Annotated in this window: 18 protein-coding genes; 13 read left to right on the forward strand and 5 right to left on the reverse strand. The window is 64.6% G+C overall.

The genetic code is table 11. The features are described from left to right. The first annotated feature begins 40 nt into the window (after positions 1-40). From WEB61_RS04780 to WEB61_RS04805, 6 genes are all read left to right on the forward strand, one after another. Positions 41-532 (forward strand): OmpA family protein, encoded by a 492-nt coding sequence (locus tag WEB61_RS04780; protein WP_368063187.1) that lies wholly within the window; start codon positions 41-43, stop codon positions 530-532. A gap of 8 nt (positions 533-540) precedes the next feature. Further along, positions 541-882 (forward strand): hypothetical protein, encoded by a 342-nt coding sequence (locus WEB61_RS04785; protein WP_368063188.1) that lies wholly within the window; start codon positions 541-543, stop codon positions 880-882. A gap of 57 nt (positions 883-939) precedes the next feature. Further along, positions 940-1,392, forward strand: coding sequence for a MaoC family dehydratase (locus tag WEB61_RS04790; protein ID WP_368063189.1), 453 nt, complete (start codon positions 940-942; stop codon positions 1,390-1,392). Positions 1,393-1,454: 62 nt separating this feature from the next. Continuing rightward, positions 1,455-1,868: a peptide-methionine (R)-S-oxide reductase MsrB gene (msrB, locus tag WEB61_RS04795; protein ID WP_368063190.1), complete on the forward strand. Its 414-nt coding sequence runs from the start codon at positions 1,455-1,457 to the stop codon at positions 1,866-1,868. Positions 1,869-1,875: 7 nt separating this feature from the next. Beyond that, positions 1,876-3,972, forward strand: coding sequence for a S9 family peptidase (locus tag WEB61_RS04800; protein WP_368063191.1), 2,097 nt, complete (start codon positions 1,876-1,878; stop codon positions 3,970-3,972). A gap of 68 nt (positions 3,973-4,040) precedes the next feature. Next, a complete protein-coding gene (locus WEB61_RS04805; RefSeq protein WP_368063192.1) occupies positions 4,041-5,585 on the forward strand; it encodes a N,N-dimethylformamidase beta subunit family domain-containing protein in 1,545 nt (514 codons plus the stop codon). 80 nt (positions 5,586-5,665) lie between these two features. Here WEB61_RS04805 and WEB61_RS04810 read toward each other — a convergent pair whose 3' ends face one another. The 3 genes from WEB61_RS04810 to WEB61_RS04820 are packed head-to-tail and all read right to left on the reverse strand — an operon-like array spanning position 5,666 to position 7,663. Continuing rightward, a complete protein-coding gene (locus tag WEB61_RS04810) occupies positions 5,666-6,211 on the reverse strand; it encodes a DUF1254 domain-containing protein (RefSeq protein ID WP_368063193.1) in 546 nt (181 codons plus the stop codon). Then, on the reverse strand, positions 6,208-6,777 hold the full coding sequence (locus WEB61_RS04815) for a DUF1214 domain-containing protein (RefSeq protein WP_368063194.1): 570 nt from the start codon (positions 6,775-6,777) through the stop codon (positions 6,208-6,210). The genes WEB61_RS04810 and WEB61_RS04815 overlap by 4 nt, the downstream gene beginning before the upstream one ends. Before the next feature lie 28 nt (positions 6,778-6,805). Beyond that, entirely contained in the window at positions 6,806-7,663 is an 858-nt protein-coding gene (locus WEB61_RS04820; RefSeq protein ID WP_368063195.1) for a TauD/TfdA dioxygenase family protein, read from the reverse strand. A 183-nt stretch (positions 7,664-7,846) separates the two neighbouring features. Between WEB61_RS04820 and modA the strand changes: the two genes are divergently transcribed. Genes modA through WEB61_RS04840 form a run of 4 tightly spaced genes read left to right on the forward strand, consistent with a single transcriptional unit; the run spans position 7,847 to position 10,865 of the window. After that, a complete protein-coding gene (gene modA / locus WEB61_RS04825; protein ID WP_368063196.1) occupies positions 7,847-8,638 on the forward strand; it encodes a molybdate ABC transporter substrate-binding protein in 792 nt (263 codons plus the stop codon). Positions 8,639-8,645: 7 nt separating this feature from the next. Beyond that, a complete protein-coding gene (modB, locus tag WEB61_RS04830; protein ID WP_368063197.1) occupies positions 8,646-9,314 on the forward strand; it encodes a molybdate ABC transporter permease subunit in 669 nt (222 codons plus the stop codon). Then, on the forward strand, positions 9,307-10,035 hold the full coding sequence (locus tag WEB61_RS04835) for a sulfate/molybdate ABC transporter ATP-binding protein (RefSeq protein ID WP_368063198.1): 729 nt from the start codon (positions 9,307-9,309) through the stop codon (positions 10,033-10,035). The genes modB and WEB61_RS04835 overlap by 8 nt, the downstream gene beginning before the upstream one ends. Before the next feature lie 53 nt (positions 10,036-10,088). Next, positions 10,089-10,865, forward strand: coding sequence for a DNA-binding transcriptional regulator (locus WEB61_RS04840; protein WP_368063199.1), 777 nt, complete (start codon positions 10,089-10,091; stop codon positions 10,863-10,865). Here the strand turns inward: WEB61_RS04840 and WEB61_RS04845 are convergent. Then, positions 10,852-12,909 (reverse strand): cellulase family glycosylhydrolase, encoded by a 2,058-nt coding sequence (locus tag WEB61_RS04845; protein WP_368063200.1) that lies wholly within the window; start codon positions 12,907-12,909, stop codon positions 10,852-10,854. The two genes, WEB61_RS04840 and WEB61_RS04845, sit on opposite strands and share 14 nt — an antisense overlap. On the opposite strand from WEB61_RS04845, the gene WEB61_RS04850 reads away from it, so the two are divergent. Then, entirely contained in the window at positions 12,896-13,957 is a 1,062-nt protein-coding gene (locus WEB61_RS04850; protein WP_368063201.1) for a serine hydrolase domain-containing protein, read from the forward strand. The genes WEB61_RS04845 and WEB61_RS04850 overlap by 14 nt on opposite strands. Here the strand turns inward: WEB61_RS04850 and WEB61_RS04855 are convergent. After that, on the reverse strand, positions 13,944-14,345 hold the full coding sequence (locus WEB61_RS04855; protein WP_368063202.1) for a hypothetical protein: 402 nt from the start codon (positions 14,343-14,345) through the stop codon (positions 13,944-13,946). The genes WEB61_RS04850 and WEB61_RS04855 overlap by 14 nt on opposite strands. A 137-nt stretch (positions 14,346-14,482) precedes the next feature. Between WEB61_RS04855 and WEB61_RS04860 the strand changes: the two genes are divergently transcribed. After that, on the forward strand, positions 14,483-14,773 hold the full coding sequence (locus WEB61_RS04860; RefSeq protein ID WP_368063203.1) for a hypothetical protein: 291 nt from the start codon (positions 14,483-14,485) through the stop codon (positions 14,771-14,773). Between the two features lie 36 nt (positions 14,774-14,809). Next, a complete protein-coding gene (locus WEB61_RS04865) occupies positions 14,810-16,051 on the forward strand; it encodes a serine hydrolase domain-containing protein (protein WP_368063204.1) in 1,242 nt (413 codons plus the stop codon). Positions 16,052-16,179: the final 128 nt, after the last annotated feature.

The following is a 16,179-nucleotide window of genomic DNA, read 5'->3' on the forward strand; positions in this document are numbered from 1 at the left end:
CACTCACACATTATGTGCTAGATTTGGGCGATTCATTTGGATGGAGTGGAAGATGGGTGCGATGGGACGTGCGCTGGCGGCGATGGCGCTTCTGTTTGCGGGCGCGACGCTTGTCGCGGGCGGCGCGGTGGCGCAGACCTCGGAGATGCACACGCAGGGCCACAAATGCCGCAATCTCGGCAAGTCGAGCAAGGTCTTCGACAAGAACTACTATGTCTATTTCGAAACCAATTCGAGCCGGATCGACCCCAAATACGAGAAGGAATTCGCGCGCATCGTGAAGCTCGCCAAGGGGCAGAATGCCGGGCAGATCTGCGTTTTCGGCAAAGCCAGCAAGGTCGGCAATCAGGCGGGAAATATCGTCTTATCGCAGAAGCGCGCCCAGAATGTGGCGGCCGCGATGGAGGCTGCCGGCTGGCCGCGTTCCAAAATGGTGATCAACGCCGAGGGCGAGGCGTGGGGCTGGCTTCAGGAAACGATGACCTGGGATTCGAAGGAAGACCGCCGGGTGCGCATCCGGCTCTCGCGGTAGGAGCGTGAATGGCGGCGCCCAGGTTCGATCCACGGCCGGCGCGGCGTCCCAAAGGGGCCACACTGGCGCTCGCCCGCGCGCGGGAAGAAACCGCGCGGCGCCAGAAGGAAGCCCAGCTTGCCGAAACGGGCATCGTCATTCCGCTCAGCGCGTGGCTGGGGCACAATAACGGTCCCGACCTGCTGGTTTCAACGGCATGGCAGGCCTATGCGTGGCGGAAGGCGCAGGAGAAAGCGTGGGAAATGCCGCCGCTCGAGGTTATCAAGCGGCGTGCGGCGCGGGCCGCAGCGCTGGGCCTCAGCTACCGCGAATATACGTTGGAGATATTGGAGCGGGGCCGCTACCTTTAGGCCCGTTCCGGCGGCCCGGCCGCAAAACATATTCAGATACGCAATGGAGAGAATGAGATGCGCGTTTTCAACACGGTTGCCGATTATGTCGCCGAAAAGGGCAACGAGATCGGCGTCAGCGACTGGGTCCAGATCGACCAGGACCGGGTCAACCAGTTCGCCGACGCGACGGGCGACCATCAGTGGATCCATATCGACCCGGAGCGCACGCAGAAGGAGCTCGGAATCGGGACCATAGCGCATGGCTATCTGACGCTGTCGCTGCTGCCGCATCTGATGGGCAAGATCAGCACCGTGAAGAGCGCGACGCGCGGCATCAATTACGGTTCCAACCAGGTACGTTTCACCAACATGGTGCCCGTCGGCGCCCGCGTGCGCTGCCGCGTCAAGCTGAAGGATGCGACACCGAAGGCCGGCGGCACGCAGATCACCAATGAGGTGACCATGGAAATCGAGGGGCAGGACCGCCCGGCGATGGTCGCCGAGACGCTGAGCCTGATTTTCGAATAAGCAAATATGCGCGCCCCGCTTCCCGCAAGCGGGGCGCAAACCGATTTCGAGGAGTTGAACGGATGACCGGCGACAGCGCGAAGAAACCCGACGACGAATGGCAGCAAAAACTGACGCCCGAGCAGTATGCGATCACGCGTTGCGCGGCGACCGAACGCGCCTTCACGGGCCCCTGGCTCGACGAGCATCGCGACGGCACGTTCAGCTGCATCTGCTGCGGGACGCCGCTTTTCCGCTCCGAAACCAAATATGAGAGCGGCTCGGGCTGGCCGAGCTTCTTCGACGCCGTCGCGCCCGGCGCCATCGTGGAGCGCGAAGACCTCAGCCACGGTACGCGGCGGATCGAAATCGTCTGCGCCAAATGCGATGCGCATATCGGCCATGTGTTCCCGGACGGGCCGCAGCCGACGGGTCTGCGCTATTGCACCAACGGCACGGCGCTCGACTTCAAGCCGGATGACGGCGCCGGAAACTGACCTGCCCATGAAACTCACGCCTCCCGCCGTGGCGCCCCGCGCCGAGAAGCGGCCGCACAGCGACACGCATCACGGCGTCACCCGTGTCGACGATTACGCCTGGCTGCGCGACGAAAACTGGCGCGAGGTGATGCGCGATCCGGATGTTCTGGACAAGGATATCCGCGCCTATCTGGAAGCCGAGAACGCCTATACGGAAGCGGCGCTGGCGCCGGTCTCCGAATTGCGCGAGACGCTGTTCAGGGAGATGAAGGGGCGCATCAAGGAGGATGACAGTTCCGTGCCGTCGCCCGACGGGCCCTTCGCCTACTACACGCGTTTCGAGCTGGGTGCGCAGCATCCGGTGTTCTGCCGGAAGCCGCGGGAGGCGACAAGCGGCGAAGAGATTGTGCTCGACGCCAACAAGGAGGCCGAGGGCGAGGCCTATTTCAAGATCGGCGATGTCGATCACGATCCGACGCACCGGCTGGCCGCCTGGTCGGCCGACCGCAAGGGCTCGGAATATTTCACGGTGCGGCTGCGCGAGGTGGCGAGCGGCCGCGATCTCGACGACGAAGTGCCCGACACCTCGCCCGGCATCGCCTGGGACGCGGGCGGTACCAGCTTTCTCTACACGCAGGTCGATGACGAACACCGGCCGCTGAAAGTGTTTCGTCATGTCGTCGGCACACCGGCGCGCAACGACAAGCTCGTCTATGAGGAGAAGGATGAAGGCTTCTTTGTCGGTGTCGGCAAGGTGCAGAGCGGGCGCTGGCTCATCATTTCCAGCCACGACCACCAGACGAGCGAGCTTTATCTGATCCCGGCCGAGGCGCCGGAAACGCCGCCCCGCCTCGTCGCGCCGCGCGAGGACGGCGTCGAATACGATCTTGAGCACGATGCGACGCGCGGGCGCTTTCTGATCCTCACCAATCTCGACGCCGAAGACTTCAAGATCGTCGAGGCGCCGGAGGATGCGCCGGGCCGCGAGAACTGGCGCGATTTCATTCCGCATCGCCCGGGAACGCTGGTGCTCGATCATGTCGCTTACCGCGACCATCATGTGCGGCTGGAGCGCCGCGACGGGCTGCCGCGCATCGCGGTCAGGCGGCTTGCCGACGGCGCCGAACACGAGATCGCGTTCGACGAAGAGGCCTACGACCTCAACATGGGCGCAGGCTACGAATACGAGACGGCGCGGACGCGCTTTTCCTACAGCTCGATGACGACGCCGGCCGAGGTTTACGACTACGATCTGGAGACGCGGGAGCGGACATTCCGCAAGCGGCAGGAAGTGCCGTCGGGGCATAACCCGGCCGACTACATAACGCGGCGGATTTTCGCGCACGCCTCGGACGGCGAGACGGTGCCGATTTCGCTGGTGCACCGGAAGGGGCTGAGCCTCGACGGAAGCGCGCCCTGCCTGCTTTACGGCTATGGCTCCTACGGGATCAGCATTCCGGCGTCCTTTTCCACGACCTGCCTTTCGCTGGTCGACCGCGGCTTCGTCTATGCGATCGCGCATATTCGCGGCGGCAAGGAGAAGGGCTATCGCTGGTATACGGAGGGCAAGCTTCTCAAGAAGCGCAACACCTTCACCGATTTCATCGTGGCGGGCGAGCATCTGGCGAAGGAAGGCTTCACGTCGCGCGGCAACATCGTGGCGCATGGCGGGAGCGCGGGCGGCATGCTGATGGGCGCCGTTTCCAACATGGCGCCCGATCTCTTCAAGGGCATTCTGGCGGAAGTGCCGTTCGTCGACGTGCTGGCGACGATCCTCGATGCGTCGCTGCCGCTGACGCCGCCGGAATGGAACGAATGGGGCAACCCGATCGAGAGCCGCGAGGCTTACGAATACATGGCTTCCTATTCGCCTTACGACAATGTGAAGTCCCAGGCCTATCCGCATCTCTTCGCTCTGGGCGGGCTCACCGATCCGCGCGTGACCTATTGGGAGCCGGCGAAATGGGTGGCGAAGCTCCGCGAACTCAAGACCGGCGATGCCGTGACGCTGCTCCATATCAACATGGATGCAGGCCATGGCGGCGCTTCCGGCCGCTTCGAGCGGCTGAAGGAAGTGGCGCGGGTCTATGCCTTCGCGCTGGCGGTGACGGAGAAGGCGTGAAGACTTGCGCGGCGGGCCACGATTCTTTCTGATGTGAGGAACATTCATTTCAGAAAGAGGCGCGCGTCGTGGACAAGTGGATCTGGGGCTATTCCGACAGGCTGAGCGCGCGGCCGGGCGAGACGGTGACCTTCTTCCTGTCGGCGACGGGCGGGCGCTGCGACGTCGAGATTGCGCGGCTGGGCGCAACGCGCGAGAGCGTGTGGCGCAAGGACGGGATTGCCGTGGGGCGGCACGCGGCGCCGGAGGAAGCGCATATTCAGGGCTGCGGCTGGCCGGAGGCGTTCCGGCTCGAGGTGCCCACCGATTGGCGCTCCGGCTATTACGACATCCGCTTCACCGGCGCGGACGGGGCGAGCGGGCATCACATGCTCTGCGTGAAGGCGGCGACGCCAACCGCGAAAGCCGTCATCGTTCTCGCGACCAATACCTATCACGCCTACAACTCATGGGGCGGGGCGAACACCTATGTCTGGATCGGCGGGCCCCTGCCCGCGCCTGTCCCCGCGGATGAGGGGCGCCATGTCGTGGCGGCGCGGCTTTCGACGGCGCGGCCGTTCTCGCGCGGCATCATGCAGCCGGCGGCGGCGAAGCACCGGCTGGTGAGCGAGACGCGGCGCGGCTTTCGCGCACGCGCCTCGGCCGGCGAAGCTATCCATGAAGTGAAGGCTGGCGGCCAGGGATGGGACTGCCCGGCGGGCTTCACCGACAAGTGGGAACATGCCTTCGTTGTCTGGGCGGAGGGCGCGGGCTATGCGCTCGATTATCTCACCGATTACGACCTCGAAGCGGAGCCGGGCGCGCTGGACGGCTACAAGGCGGCGCTCTTCGTCGGGCACAGCGAATACTGGAGCTGGGGCCAGCGTGCGGAGGTGGAACGCTTCGTCGACGAGGGCGCGCGCGCGATCATCCTTTCCGGCAATACCTGCTACTGGCAATGCCGGTGGGAGGATGGCGGCAAGACATTCGTGGCGCACAAGGCGCGCGCGGAGGACGAAGACCCACTCGCGGCGGTGCCGGAGACACGGCATCTGACCTCCGGGCTCTGGTCGAGCCCGTGGATCGGCAAGCCCGAGGCGCAACTGACGGGGCTCTCGTTTCTCTTCGGCGGCTATCACCGCTTCGGGCTCTGCGTGGCGCGCGGGATCGGCGGCTATACGGTGTGGGACGAAAAGCACTGGGCGCTCGACGGCGCCGACCTCTATTGGGGCGACGTGTTCGGCGACGATTGCCGGCTGATCGGCTACGAGAATGACGGCTGCGCGCTCACTTTCGGCGAGGACGGATTGCCGAAGCCGGTGGCGCGGCTCGGCGTGCCGGCGAACCTCGAAATCATCGCGACGGCACCCGTGACGCTGGGGGAGCCGGACTCCGAATTCGCCGGCTCCGTGCCGCCGGAAGCCTGGGGGCCGCTGACGCGCGCCTTTGCGGGGTATGATTCGCCCGAGAACCGCGCGCGGATGATGCGGGGCCATGCGGTGCTGGCGACCTTCAAACGCGGGCGCGGCGAGGTGTTCAATTCGGGCACGACCGAATGGGCCTATGGGCTCCAGGCGCGCAATCCATTTGTCGAAAAGATCACGCGGAACGTGCTCGACCGCTTCCTTGCCTGACCCCGAAGGATCACGGGCCGCGCTCCCCCTCAAGAACGCGGCCCGCAAAGCGCCCTGCCCCATCGAGGGCCGGTCGCCGATTATCCCCGCAAAGGCGCGCAGACCGAGCGCGCGCGGATTTCATCGAGCCTCGGCATGGCCTCGTCGTTCTCGATGACGCGACGGACAAGCGCGAGGCCCTTCACGGTCGGCGAGGCGACGGCGGCGTATCCTTCCGGCAGATTTGCGGGCGTTTCTTCACCGGGGCCGGTGACGACGAGACCGATCACTTCGCCGTCCTGCAGTCCGCCGTCTTCGCGGTTGTTGCGAACGAAGTAGTTGTCCGTGATCGACGAATAGAGTGCGAGGGAGGTGTAGGGGGCGCTCGCCGGCACCTCGATGCGGACCGGGCCCGCCGACAGATCGAGAATGCAGATCGAATAGGCGAGATCGGGGCTCGGCCGGACGACGGCTCGCGATGCGTCGGTCGCGCGGGGCATGTGCGAGAAGTCGTTGAGCGCACCGCTGCCGCCGATTTTCGAGATGGCGGCGGACATGACGACGCGCGGGATTGCCCAGACGATGGCGACATGGAAAATGACGGCCAGCACCGCGGCGGTGGCGAGCCATTGAAGTTTGCGGTTCATCGGCAGGTTTCCTTCACGATGACGGGCAGCACGGCGGCGGCGGGGTCGGCATAGATCGCGGCTTCAGGATTGTAGAAGCGAGCCGAGAGGTCGAAGCTTTCGTCCGCCTTTACAGGCAGCCAGTTCTTCTCCTGCGGATCGGCGGAGATGCGGATGACGAAGCTGCCATCCGGTTCGCGCTCTGTCGTGGTCTGCGAGAAGGAGAAGACGTCGCGCTCGTTGGGAATGAGGAAGCTGTCGGCATCGTAGGCGGTGATGCTCCACCAATGGGCGGCGAGGTCGCCACCTTCGAGGCGGTAGGTGCAGTTGCCGGTGAGAGGCTCGCCCGCGCTGTCGGTGCGAGCCTGGTAGTACATGGTTTCGCGCTTGTCGAGTGCGAGGAGGCCGAAGAGCGCGACGCGGGCGCGAGTATACATATCCGCATCGACGCTGCCGTAAGCGGTCGAGGTCGTCCATGCGCCGGTGCGGTAGCCGCCATCGAAGTCGGTGACGAGCCACCAGGCGGTGACCAGGGCGACGACGAGTGCCGCCGCCAGGGCGGAGCCCCAGTAGATGAATGTTTTCATTTTTCTCTCTCTTGTGCGGCGGGCGCGATCAGCGCGGACGATCGCCGATGATGGTGACGCGTTCCATGCGCCTGACGGCCGGCCAGTAGTCCGATACGGCGTAATGCTGACAGGCCCGGTTGTCCCAGAAGGCGATGGAATCTTTCCGCCAGTTGAAGCGGCATTGATATTCGGGGATCGCGGCCTGGGCGTAGAGATACGCAAGCATGGCGTCCGACTCGGCCTTGTCCATCCCGACGATGTGCTGGGCGAAGGCCGCGTTCACATAGATGCCCTTGCGGCCGGTTTCCGGATGGGTACGCACCACGGGGTGTTCGACCATCGGATATTTGCGGTTCATCTCCTCGATTTCGGCTTCGCTGCGGCCGCGCGTGCGCATCATGTTGCGGAAATGGGCGAAGTCGTGGACGGCAACCGCGCCATCGATTTTCTCCTTCACCCAGTCGGGGAGATTTTCATAGGCCGCATACATATCGGCGAAAAGCGTATCGCCGCCGACGGCAGGCACCTCGAGCGCGCGCAGCACCGAGCCGAGCGACGGGCATTCACGCCATGTCACGTCGCTGTGCCAGACATTTTCGCGGCCCTTGCTGTCCTTGTCGTGCGTGATGGCAAGAACCTCGGGATAGTCCTTTTTGTGAGGCGCGAACGGATGCACCTCAAGTTCACCGAAATGGCGGGCGAAGGCGAGGTGCTGTTCGGTGGTGATGTCCTGATCGCGGAAGAAGACGACCTTCCATTCGAGCAGCGCGGCGCGGATCGCGGCGAGCGTCGCATCGTCGAGCGGCTTCGCAAGGTCGATGCCGAGAAGTTCGGCGCCGATGGTCGGCGTCAGCGGCATGACGGTGAAAGGGACGTCTTGCGTCTTCAGCGCGGGCTGGCTCATGGGCTTTCCTCCGGGTCGAGAGATTCCTCCGATCTCTTGCCTGCCGATATAAGCGCGGCGGTTCCGGCGCGACCAGTTTTCAATTATGAAGTTCCGTATTACGGAATTATGAGGCAGATTGCCTGTCCATCCTTCGCGGGCGATAAAGCGGATGACCCACGAAACGGCGGCAGGGAGCAACCCATGAAGACAGGCACGACGGCGCTGCTGCTTGCGCTGCTGACAGCGGCCCTGCCATTCGCGACGGGCAGCGCCCGCGCCGCCGACCGGCCGACGATCGCGGCGGCGTCGGACCTCCAGTTTGCGTTGACCGAGGCGGCGGCCGCTTTTGCGCAGAAGACGGGACGCGATGTGAATCTCTCTTTCGGTTCGTCGGGCAACTTCTTCCGGCAAATCCGGCAGCGCGCGCCTTTCGAGATGTTCCTGTCGGCCGATGAGGATTTCGTGCAGCGGCTCGCCGCGGCCGGACTGACCGAGGACGCGGGCGCGCTCTATGCCGTGGGGCGCATTGTGCTGATTGCACCGGTCGGGTCGCCGCTGGCGGGTGACGGCTCGCTCCGGGACCTTGCCGTCGCACTGGAAGACGGCCGGCTGAAGAAATTCGCCATCGCCAATCCCGAGCACGCACCTTATGGCCGCGCGGCCGAAGAGGCGCTGCGGTATGCCGGATTGTGGGAGACGATCGCAGACAAGCTCGTCTATGGCGAGAACGTATCGCAGGCGGCGCAGTTCGCGCTTTCGGGCAATACGGAAGGCGGCATCGTCGCCTGGTCGCTGGCACTCGCGCCGGAGGTGGCGGCGCGCAGCACCTACGCCCTGATACCGGAGATGGCTCATGCGCCGCTGCGCCAGCGCATGGTATTGCTCAACGGCGCGGGCGAGACGGCGCGGGGCTTCTACGCCTTCATGCAGGAGGAGGAAGCGCGTGCGATCATGCGCCGCTACGGCTTCGTCCTTCCCGGCGAAACGATGTGAGGGCGCGATGGACTGGGACGCATTCTGGCTGACGATCCGGCTCGGCGGGCTGACCGTGCTGCTGCTGATCCCGATTGCCGTCGTCGTCGGGCGCTGGCTTGCGGCAACGCGGATACGCGGGCGCGCCTTTGTCGAGGCGGGGCTGGCGCTGCCGCTGGTGCTGCCGCCGACCGTCGTCGGATTCTACCTGATGGTCGCCTTCGGTTCGGGCGCGTGGTTCGGAGGGATGTTCGAGCGATTGTTCGGGCAGACGCTGATTTTCACTTTCGAGGGGCTGCTGCTCGCGTCGCTGATCGTCAACATTCCCTTTGCGGTGCAGCCGATCCAGCGCGCCTTCGAGGCGGTGGGGCCGGAATTGCGCGAGGCGGCGGCAAGCTGCGGTCTCTCGCGCTGGCGGACGTTGTGGCGGATCGAATTGCCGCTTGCCTGGCCGGGCATCCTGACCGGTACGGTTTTGACCTTCGCGCATACGCTGGGCGAATTCGGCGTGGTGCTGATGGTCGGCGGCAGCATCCCCGGCGAGACGCGCACCATCGCCATCGCGATCTACGACCGGGTGCAGGCATTCGACGAGGCGGCAGCCGGGCAGATGGCCGCCGTGCTGCTGCTGGTTTCGCTCGCCACCATCGCCGCGAGCTACATGCTGACGCAACGCATCGGACGGCGCTATGGATAAGGGCCTCACCGTCCGTCTTCGTCAGGACAAGCTCATTCCGCTCGACGTCGATTTCGCGGTCGCGCCGGGCGAGGCGATGGCCCTGGTGGGCCCGTCCGGCAGCGGCAAGACGACAACGCTGCGCGCCATTGCCGGGCTCTACCGGCCCGTCGCAGGGCGGATCGCCTGCAACGGGATGGCATGGTTCGACAGCGCCGCCGGCATTCACATGCCGGCGCGGCAGCGGCGGGCGGGCCTCGTCTTTCAGTCCTATGCGCTTTTTCCGCATCTGACGGCGCTGGCCAATGTGATGGAAGCACTGAACGACACCGCCCGCGAGATGCGGCGCGAAGCGGCGATGGCGCTGCTGGCACGGGTTCATCTCGACGGGCTGGAAGAGCGCCGCCCGGCGCAACTTTCGGGCGGCGAGCAGCAACGCGTCGCGGTGGCGCGAGCGCTGGCGCGACGGCCCGACGTGCTGCTGCTCGACGAGCCCTTCTCGGCGGTCGACCGCGTGACGCGGCGCAAGCTCCGCCGCGAACTTGCCGAGCTGCGCCGCGACCTGCCGATGCCGGTGGTGCTGGTGACGCACGATCTCGACGATGTGACGCGGCTCGCCGACCGGCTCTGCGTGATGCACAAGGGCCGTATCCTGCAATCGGGTACGGTCGCCGAAGTGATGACGCAACCGGCCAGCGCCGAGATCGCCGAATTGCTCGACCTTGCCGCCAACGAGGCCTGAGTGTTTGGAAATTTCGCGATGCGGAATTAGGCTCGGCGGCGGGAGGATGTTCAATGCCGCAACCCGACGCCGAAGCCGGCGTCCAGCCCGTCATCCGCAGCCTGCAAATTCTGGAAGCGCTCAATGCCGCCGGGCCCGCGACGCTTGCCCGACTGCATGACGAGACCGGATTGCCGAAGCCGACGCTGGTGCGGCTCCTCGACACGCTGATCGTGGCCGGGCATGTGGCGCGACTGCCGCGGCGCGGCGGCTATACGCTCGCCGAACGGGTGCTGCGGCTCTCGAGCGGCTTTCGCCATGCCGACCGTGTCGTCGAAGCGGCGCGACCCTTCCTCAGCGCGCTGACCGCCGAACACAAATGGCCGGTGGCGCTGGCAACTTTCGACCACGACGCGATGCTGGTGCGGCTGTCGACCCGGCACGAAAGTCCGTTCAGCACCGACCCCGACTGGCTGAACCGGCGGCTGGCTATGCTGATCTCGGCGCTGGGGCGCGCCTATCTTGCTTTCTGTCCGAACGACGAGCGCGAACTCATTGTGTCGCTGCTGAAAAGCTCCAAGGTGCCGGCAAACGCTGCGGCGAAGGACGACAAATACATGGCGGCAATGATCGCCGGTATCCGCAAGCGCGGCTATGCGACGACAGCGCCCGTGCGCGATGCCCCGGCGATGGGCATTGCCGTGCCGGTGATGGAGGAGAGGCGTGTCGTCGCAGCGATAACCATCCGCTATATCGGCTCGACCATGAGCGAGGCCGAAGCCGCGCGGCGCTACCTCGCACCGATGCGGGCGGCTGCGGCGGCGATTGCAGCGGGTCTCACTTCCGGGTAACGATGACCGCGACCTTCTGCGAACCGACGGCGTGAACCAGCAGGCTCTGGTTTTCGTCGTCGCGTGTCGCGGTGCCGCCTTCGACTTCCACGTCATAGCCGTTTGGATATTGAAGTTTGGGCACGAAGATTTCGGTTTCGCCGTCTCCTTCCGCCTCGTAGACGAAACGGAAGGCGCCGGTTTCGCGCTTGAACTTCATTTTCAGCGGACGGCCTGCGACGGCACGCGCATAAGGCCGCACAAAACCCTTCAGCGCCCTGCCGCCGCTGTTGATATCCGACGGGTCGATGCGCTGATCGACGCTGTAAATCGACAGGTCTTCCTGGTTCCAACCGTCGCCGACCGCCTGGTTGTTGCGGTTCGAGGCCGTATAGTTCCAGTGTGTCGAATGCATCAGCAGCTTGTCGAGCGCGTTGTAGGTCAGGTCGAGCGCGATGATGTGCTTTTCCCACGGACCGTCGGTGCGATCGCCGGCGTCCCAGGCCTTGTAGGCGGCGGCATCGTCGAGATCGAAAGGAATACCGAACTCGCCCAGCAGCGCCGGCGCGCCCGTGCCTCCGTTCAGGGTTTTCGACGCGTCCTTGATGCGGCCCAACTGCCTCGTGTACGAGGCTTCGATCGCTTCCGCGCCTTCGGTCGTGCGGCCCGTATAGGGATTGATCTTGACCGGAAAGTCGAAGCGCTTGGTCGAAAGCGTCACGATGTCGTACCAGTGGCTGGCATTGACGGTGCGCGCGGGCGTCGTCGGCGGGAAACCATGCGCAAGGCCCGCGCCGGGATCGAGTTCGGCGAAGAGAAGCCAGTCATCGTTGACCGCGCGAACGCGTTTGGCGACCTTTGCGAAGAACGGCCCCATGAAATCGGCGTCCATGTTCCATTTGCGGCCGTTGCGGGCGACGAAGAATTCCTCGTTCAACGCGACGATCCGGCCGCCATCAAGGCGGTAGACGCCGGCGCGTTCGAAGGGGCATTGCCTGCCGTCGCGCCAGATCGAGACGCCATCGGCATTGACCATGACGTCGCGCTTTTTCACCACAGCGCGCGCCTCCCAATCGATATGCATTTCAGGGATTTCGCGGGCGAGACCGCGGGCGGCCGCGAAACCGTCGAGCGGCGACCAGGCGAGGCCGGGCCGCGCCGGCATCGGGTTTTTCTCGCTAGGGCCGACATGGCGATAGCTCAGAGACAGGCCGACATAGCCGGAGCCCGGCTCGTTGAGCGAGTCGAAGCCGATGACGTTGGGCAGATCCTTCACGCGATGCGCGACGGCTTCCATAGCGCCCAGATAATGTTCCTGCAGAAATTCCTGCGCGCTGCGGCCCTCGACCAGAAAATCCGGGCAGAAGGCGTCGCCGGCGAAGAACAGCGTCCACATGATCGCGTTGGCCGGATACTTGTAGTTCTGCGACCAGGTCATGGTCGGATAATTGTCTTCCTGCCGTCCGCCGCGCGCGAAGTCATATTTGTACTGCATCACATGCGCGGCGCCGGCATCGTGAAACTTCGTGAAGTCGAGGCCGACCGCCTCGAAGAGCCAGCCCGGCGCGCCGTCGCCGCCCGTCATGCGGCTCCAGACGTCCTGGTGGAAATCGACGAAGACATAGAGGCCGTAGTCGTCCGCCTTGCGGCAGAGGGTGGCGAAATAGTCGAGATAGGCCTCATCGTAGTTTCCGGGGCCCGCGTGCTCGACCGCTTCCCATGTCGTGAGCAGGCGCAGGCAGTTGAAGCCCCAGGCCTTCAGGCGCCTGAAATGCTCGTCCGCTTCCGCGAGCGGAAAGGGCCGCCCGACAAAGGAAACGGTGCGGTGATCGGCGAAATCTGTCGGGATATTGGTGTGCCCGTTCGGTGTGTAGGGCATCTTGCAGTCGCCGCCCAGATTGACGCCGCGCAGCACGCGCCTGCGGCCATCGGTCCCTTGAAACCACTCGCCGTCGATCCCGAGCCTCGGCAACGCCATATCTTTCCTCCCGACCTTCTTGTTGAGCGCGAGGATAGCGGGCACCATCGGCACATACAAACCGGGGATGACGATGAGCGAGACCATGACGCGAGAAAAACTCCCACCCCTGCCTGTGCAGCCCGCCGGCGTTGTCTGGCCGACCATCGACTGGCCGCTCGGCGACCTGCCGCCCGACGCCGACAAGGCGCGGCTGCAGCGTCTGATGGACCATGCTTTCGCGCCGCAAGCACCGGACGACCTCGGCGAGACGCATGCGGTTGTCATCGTCAAGGACGGACGGCTCGTCCATGAGCGCTACTGGACCGGCTTCGGCCCCGATATCACCTGCCCGTCATGGTCGAAAGCGAAGAGCATCACCCATGCGCTGGCCGGGTTGCTTGTGGGCGACGGCAAGCTCGACATTCACGCCCCCGCCAATGTGCCCGAATGGCAGGACGCCGACGATCCGCGCCGCGCCATCACGCTCGACCTGCTGCTCAGAATGTCGAGCGGCCTTGCCTTTCGCGAAGACTACGTGCCGGAGCATCCCTCCGACGTCATCGAAATGCTATGGGGCGAAGGCAAGGACGACGTGGCACATTTCGCCGCCACCTTTCCGCTCGAGCACGAGCCCGGCAGCTACTGGTCCTATGCAAGCGGCACAACGAATATCGTCAACCGCTCTCTTGCGCGCGCGGCCGACGCGTTCGGGCCCGACTTCGAAGCCTTCATGCGCCGGCGCCTTTTTGAGCCGCTCGGCATGACATCGCCGCAGCCGAAATTCGACGCGGCCGGCACGTTTATTGGCTCTTCCTTCTGCTATGCAACGCCGCGTGATTTTGCGCGTTTCGGCCTCCTCTATCTGCGCGACGGCATGTGGGAGGGGAAGCACCTGTTACCCGAAGGCTGGGTCGATTATGCGCGCACGCCCACCTGGCAACAGGCCAATGCCGAAAATCCCTATGGCGCACATTGGTGGCTTGGCGTCGCCGGTGAGGACAGCTTCTCGGCCAATGGCTATGAGGGGCAATACACGGTCTGCGTGCCCGAGCTCGACATGGTGGTGGTGCGCCACGGCAAGACGCCACTCGAGCAGCGGGAAAATCCGCGCAAGTGGCTCGCCGATGTCGTGGACTGCTTCAGGCCTGCCTGAAGCGCAAGCCCCAGACACAGAGCAAGCCGGTGAGCGCGCCGGGCAGGATGACGCCGAGCCAATCGGTCGCGGTCCCGCCGGGGGCCGCGGCGCAGCCGGCGGCAATGTCCGCCAGATGTGTCAGCGCATGGCCGCCCATGAAGATCGCCGGGGCGAGTAGCAAAGGTGCAGCGGCACGCGGCCAGAACGCCGCCGCGCCGAGGCCTGCCGCACTTGCCAGATAGGCGACGCCGACATCGCGAATTAAATGGGCATTGGCCGCACCCGTCAGGGCCAGGTCCGGAATCGAGGCAAACCACCCGATCGGATCGGCGACCATGCGGGCGCCGTTCAGCGCCGCGAAAATGGCCAGAAGAGCGGCAAGGACGCGGAAGGAGGTCTGTTCCATGCGGTGGAGGCTAGCGAGCCGGCTGGGTGCCCGGCAGGGCCATTGCCGGCTCAAATATCGGAGCCAAATCGTCACCGCACTCGTGTAGACTGCCCGCCGGCCATCGAGAAGGGCCGGACAAACCGTGGGGCAAGGCATTGGGAAGCATCGTCCGATTTCCCGGCGATCTCGTCACCGAGCATGACCGCCGGCGCCTCAAGGCTGCCGCAGAGGGCTCGCCTTTCGACCTCGAGTTTCGCAAGAACGGGCAAGGCGTGACCGCGCCCTACCTGACGCGCTGCGGGCATATGCGGCCGAGTTTCCGGCTGCGCAAGACACAGGATGGCTGGGAGGCGATTGCGCTCGGCGCCGAGGAAACCGGCATGGTCGCCGCGCAGGGACGAAGCGCCGAGGACCTTTTCCGCGGGCTCGGCCCGCGCCCGGATTGAACACAACAAAAAGAACACTCACGCAAGGAAACGCCCATGAACATCATGCCCCGCATTTCGAAGCCCGAAGATGTCGGCCTCGACGCTGACCGGCTCGCCAACATCCCCAATTATTTCAGCTCCTATGTCGACCGGGGAAAGCTTGCGGGCTTTTCGACGCTGGTTTCGCGGGGCGGCGAGATCGCGCATTTCGAGATTCGGGGCAATCGCGACCGCGAGCGCGGGCTGCCGATGGAGAAGGACACGATCTTCCGCATCTATTCGATGACGAAGCCGATCACCAGCCTTGCCCTGATGATGCTTTACGAGGAAGGGCACTTCCAGCTCAACCATCCGGTGTCGCGCTACATCCCCGAATTCAAGAACCTTAAAGTCTGGGCCGGCGGCACCGCGGAAAAATACGAAACAGTGCCCTGCGTGCGGGAAATGACCATCCGTGATCTGCTGACCCATACGTCGGGCCTCACCTATGGCTTCATGTATGCCCATCCGGTCGACCAGCTTTATCGCAATGCCGGCATCGACGGCGCCAATACGGTGAAGCTGACGCTGAAGGAAATGGTGACGGCGCTCGCCGACATTCCGCTGCTGTTCTCGCCCGGCGAACAATGGAGCTATTCGGTCTCGACCGATGTATGCGGCTATCTCGTCGAAGTGTTGTCGGGACGGCCACTCGACGAGTTCCTCGCGAGCCGCATCTTCGCGCCGCTCGGCATGGTCGATACCGGCTTCTTCGTGCCGAAGGACAAGCTCGGCCGCTTCGCGACCAATTATTTCAAGGATCCGAAAAGCGGCAAGCAGGGCATCATGGATATCGGCGACGAGAGCAGCAGCTATGCGAAACCGCCGAAATTCCTGTCGGGCGGCGGCGGCCTCGTTTCGACCATGATCGACTATTGGCGCTTCTGCCAGATGCTGCTCAATGGCGGCGAACTCGAAGGCGTCCGGCTCTGCTCGCCCAAGACCATCGAATTCATGACGCTGAACCATCTGCCGGGCGGCAAACGGATGAACGAAATGTCGAACTCGGCCTTCAGCGAGCTCGCGCCGGCGGGCGCCGGCTTCGGCCTCGGCTTCCAGGTGACGCTCGATCCGGCGGAATCGCCTACGATAGGCTCTCCCGGCAACTTCTCCTGGGGCGGCGCGGCTTCGACCTATTTCTGGATCGATCCCGAAGAAGAAATGATCGCCATTTTCATGACGCAGCTCTATCCCTCCTCTACCTATCCGCTGCGACCGCAACTGCAACAGCTCGTCTACGGAGCGGTTATCGACTGAGGCGGCGGCAACGCCCATCATGCCGCTCTGGATACCGATCACGATTGCCGCAGCGTTCCTGCAGAATTTGCGCTCGACGCTGCAAAAACAGCTCACCGGCGAGATGTCGGCGATGGGCGCCACCTATG

This window comes from Parvibaculum sp. (assembly GCF_040882025.1).
Classification (GTDB): Bacteria; Pseudomonadota; Alphaproteobacteria; order Parvibaculales; family Parvibaculaceae; genus Parvibaculum.

Excerpts from the sequence above, each read along its gene's own strand:
- WEB61_RS04780 (WP_368063187.1), top strand. The coding sequence starts at position 41 with ATGGAGTGGAAGATGGGTGCGATGGGACGTGCGCTGGCGGCGATGGCG.
- WEB61_RS04785 (WP_368063188.1), top strand. The coding sequence starts at position 541 with ATGGCGGCGCCCAGGTTCGATCCACGGCCGGCGCGGCGTCCCAAAGGG.
- WEB61_RS04790 (WP_368063189.1), top strand. The coding sequence starts at position 940 with ATGCGCGTTTTCAACACGGTTGCCGATTATGTCGCCGAAAAGGGCAAC.
- msrB (WP_368063190.1), top strand. The coding sequence starts at position 1,455 with ATGACCGGCGACAGCGCGAAGAAACCCGACGACGAATGGCAGCAAAAA.
- WEB61_RS04800 (WP_368063191.1), top strand. The coding sequence starts at position 1,876 with ATGAAACTCACGCCTCCCGCCGTGGCGCCCCGCGCCGAGAAGCGGCCG.
- WEB61_RS04810 (WP_368063193.1), bottom strand. The coding sequence starts at position 6,211 with ATGAACCGCAAACTTCAATGGCTCGCCACCGCCGCGGTGCTGGCCGTC.
- WEB61_RS04815 (WP_368063194.1), bottom strand. The coding sequence starts at position 6,777 with ATGAAAACATTCATCTACTGGGGCTCCGCCCTGGCGGCGGCACTCGTC.
- WEB61_RS04820 (WP_368063195.1), bottom strand. The coding sequence starts at position 7,663 with ATGAGCCAGCCCGCGCTGAAGACGCAAGACGTCCCTTTCACCGTCATG.
- modA (WP_368063196.1), top strand. The coding sequence starts at position 7,847 with ATGAAGACAGGCACGACGGCGCTGCTGCTTGCGCTGCTGACAGCGGCC.
- modB (WP_368063197.1), top strand. The coding sequence starts at position 8,646 with ATGGACTGGGACGCATTCTGGCTGACGATCCGGCTCGGCGGGCTGACC.
- WEB61_RS04835 (WP_368063198.1), top strand. The coding sequence starts at position 9,307 with ATGGATAAGGGCCTCACCGTCCGTCTTCGTCAGGACAAGCTCATTCCG.
- WEB61_RS04840 (WP_368063199.1), top strand. The coding sequence starts at position 10,089 with ATGCCGCAACCCGACGCCGAAGCCGGCGTCCAGCCCGTCATCCGCAGC.
- WEB61_RS04850 (WP_368063201.1), top strand. The coding sequence starts at position 12,896 with ATGAGCGAGACCATGACGCGAGAAAAACTCCCACCCCTGCCTGTGCAG.
- WEB61_RS04845 (WP_368063200.1), bottom strand. The coding sequence starts at position 12,909 with ATGGTCTCGCTCATCGTCATCCCCGGTTTGTATGTGCCGATGGTGCCC.
- WEB61_RS04855 (WP_368063202.1), bottom strand. The coding sequence starts at position 14,345 with ATGGAACAGACCTCCTTCCGCGTCCTTGCCGCTCTTCTGGCCATTTTC.
- WEB61_RS04865 (WP_368063204.1), top strand. The coding sequence starts at position 14,810 with ATGAACATCATGCCCCGCATTTCGAAGCCCGAAGATGTCGGCCTCGAC.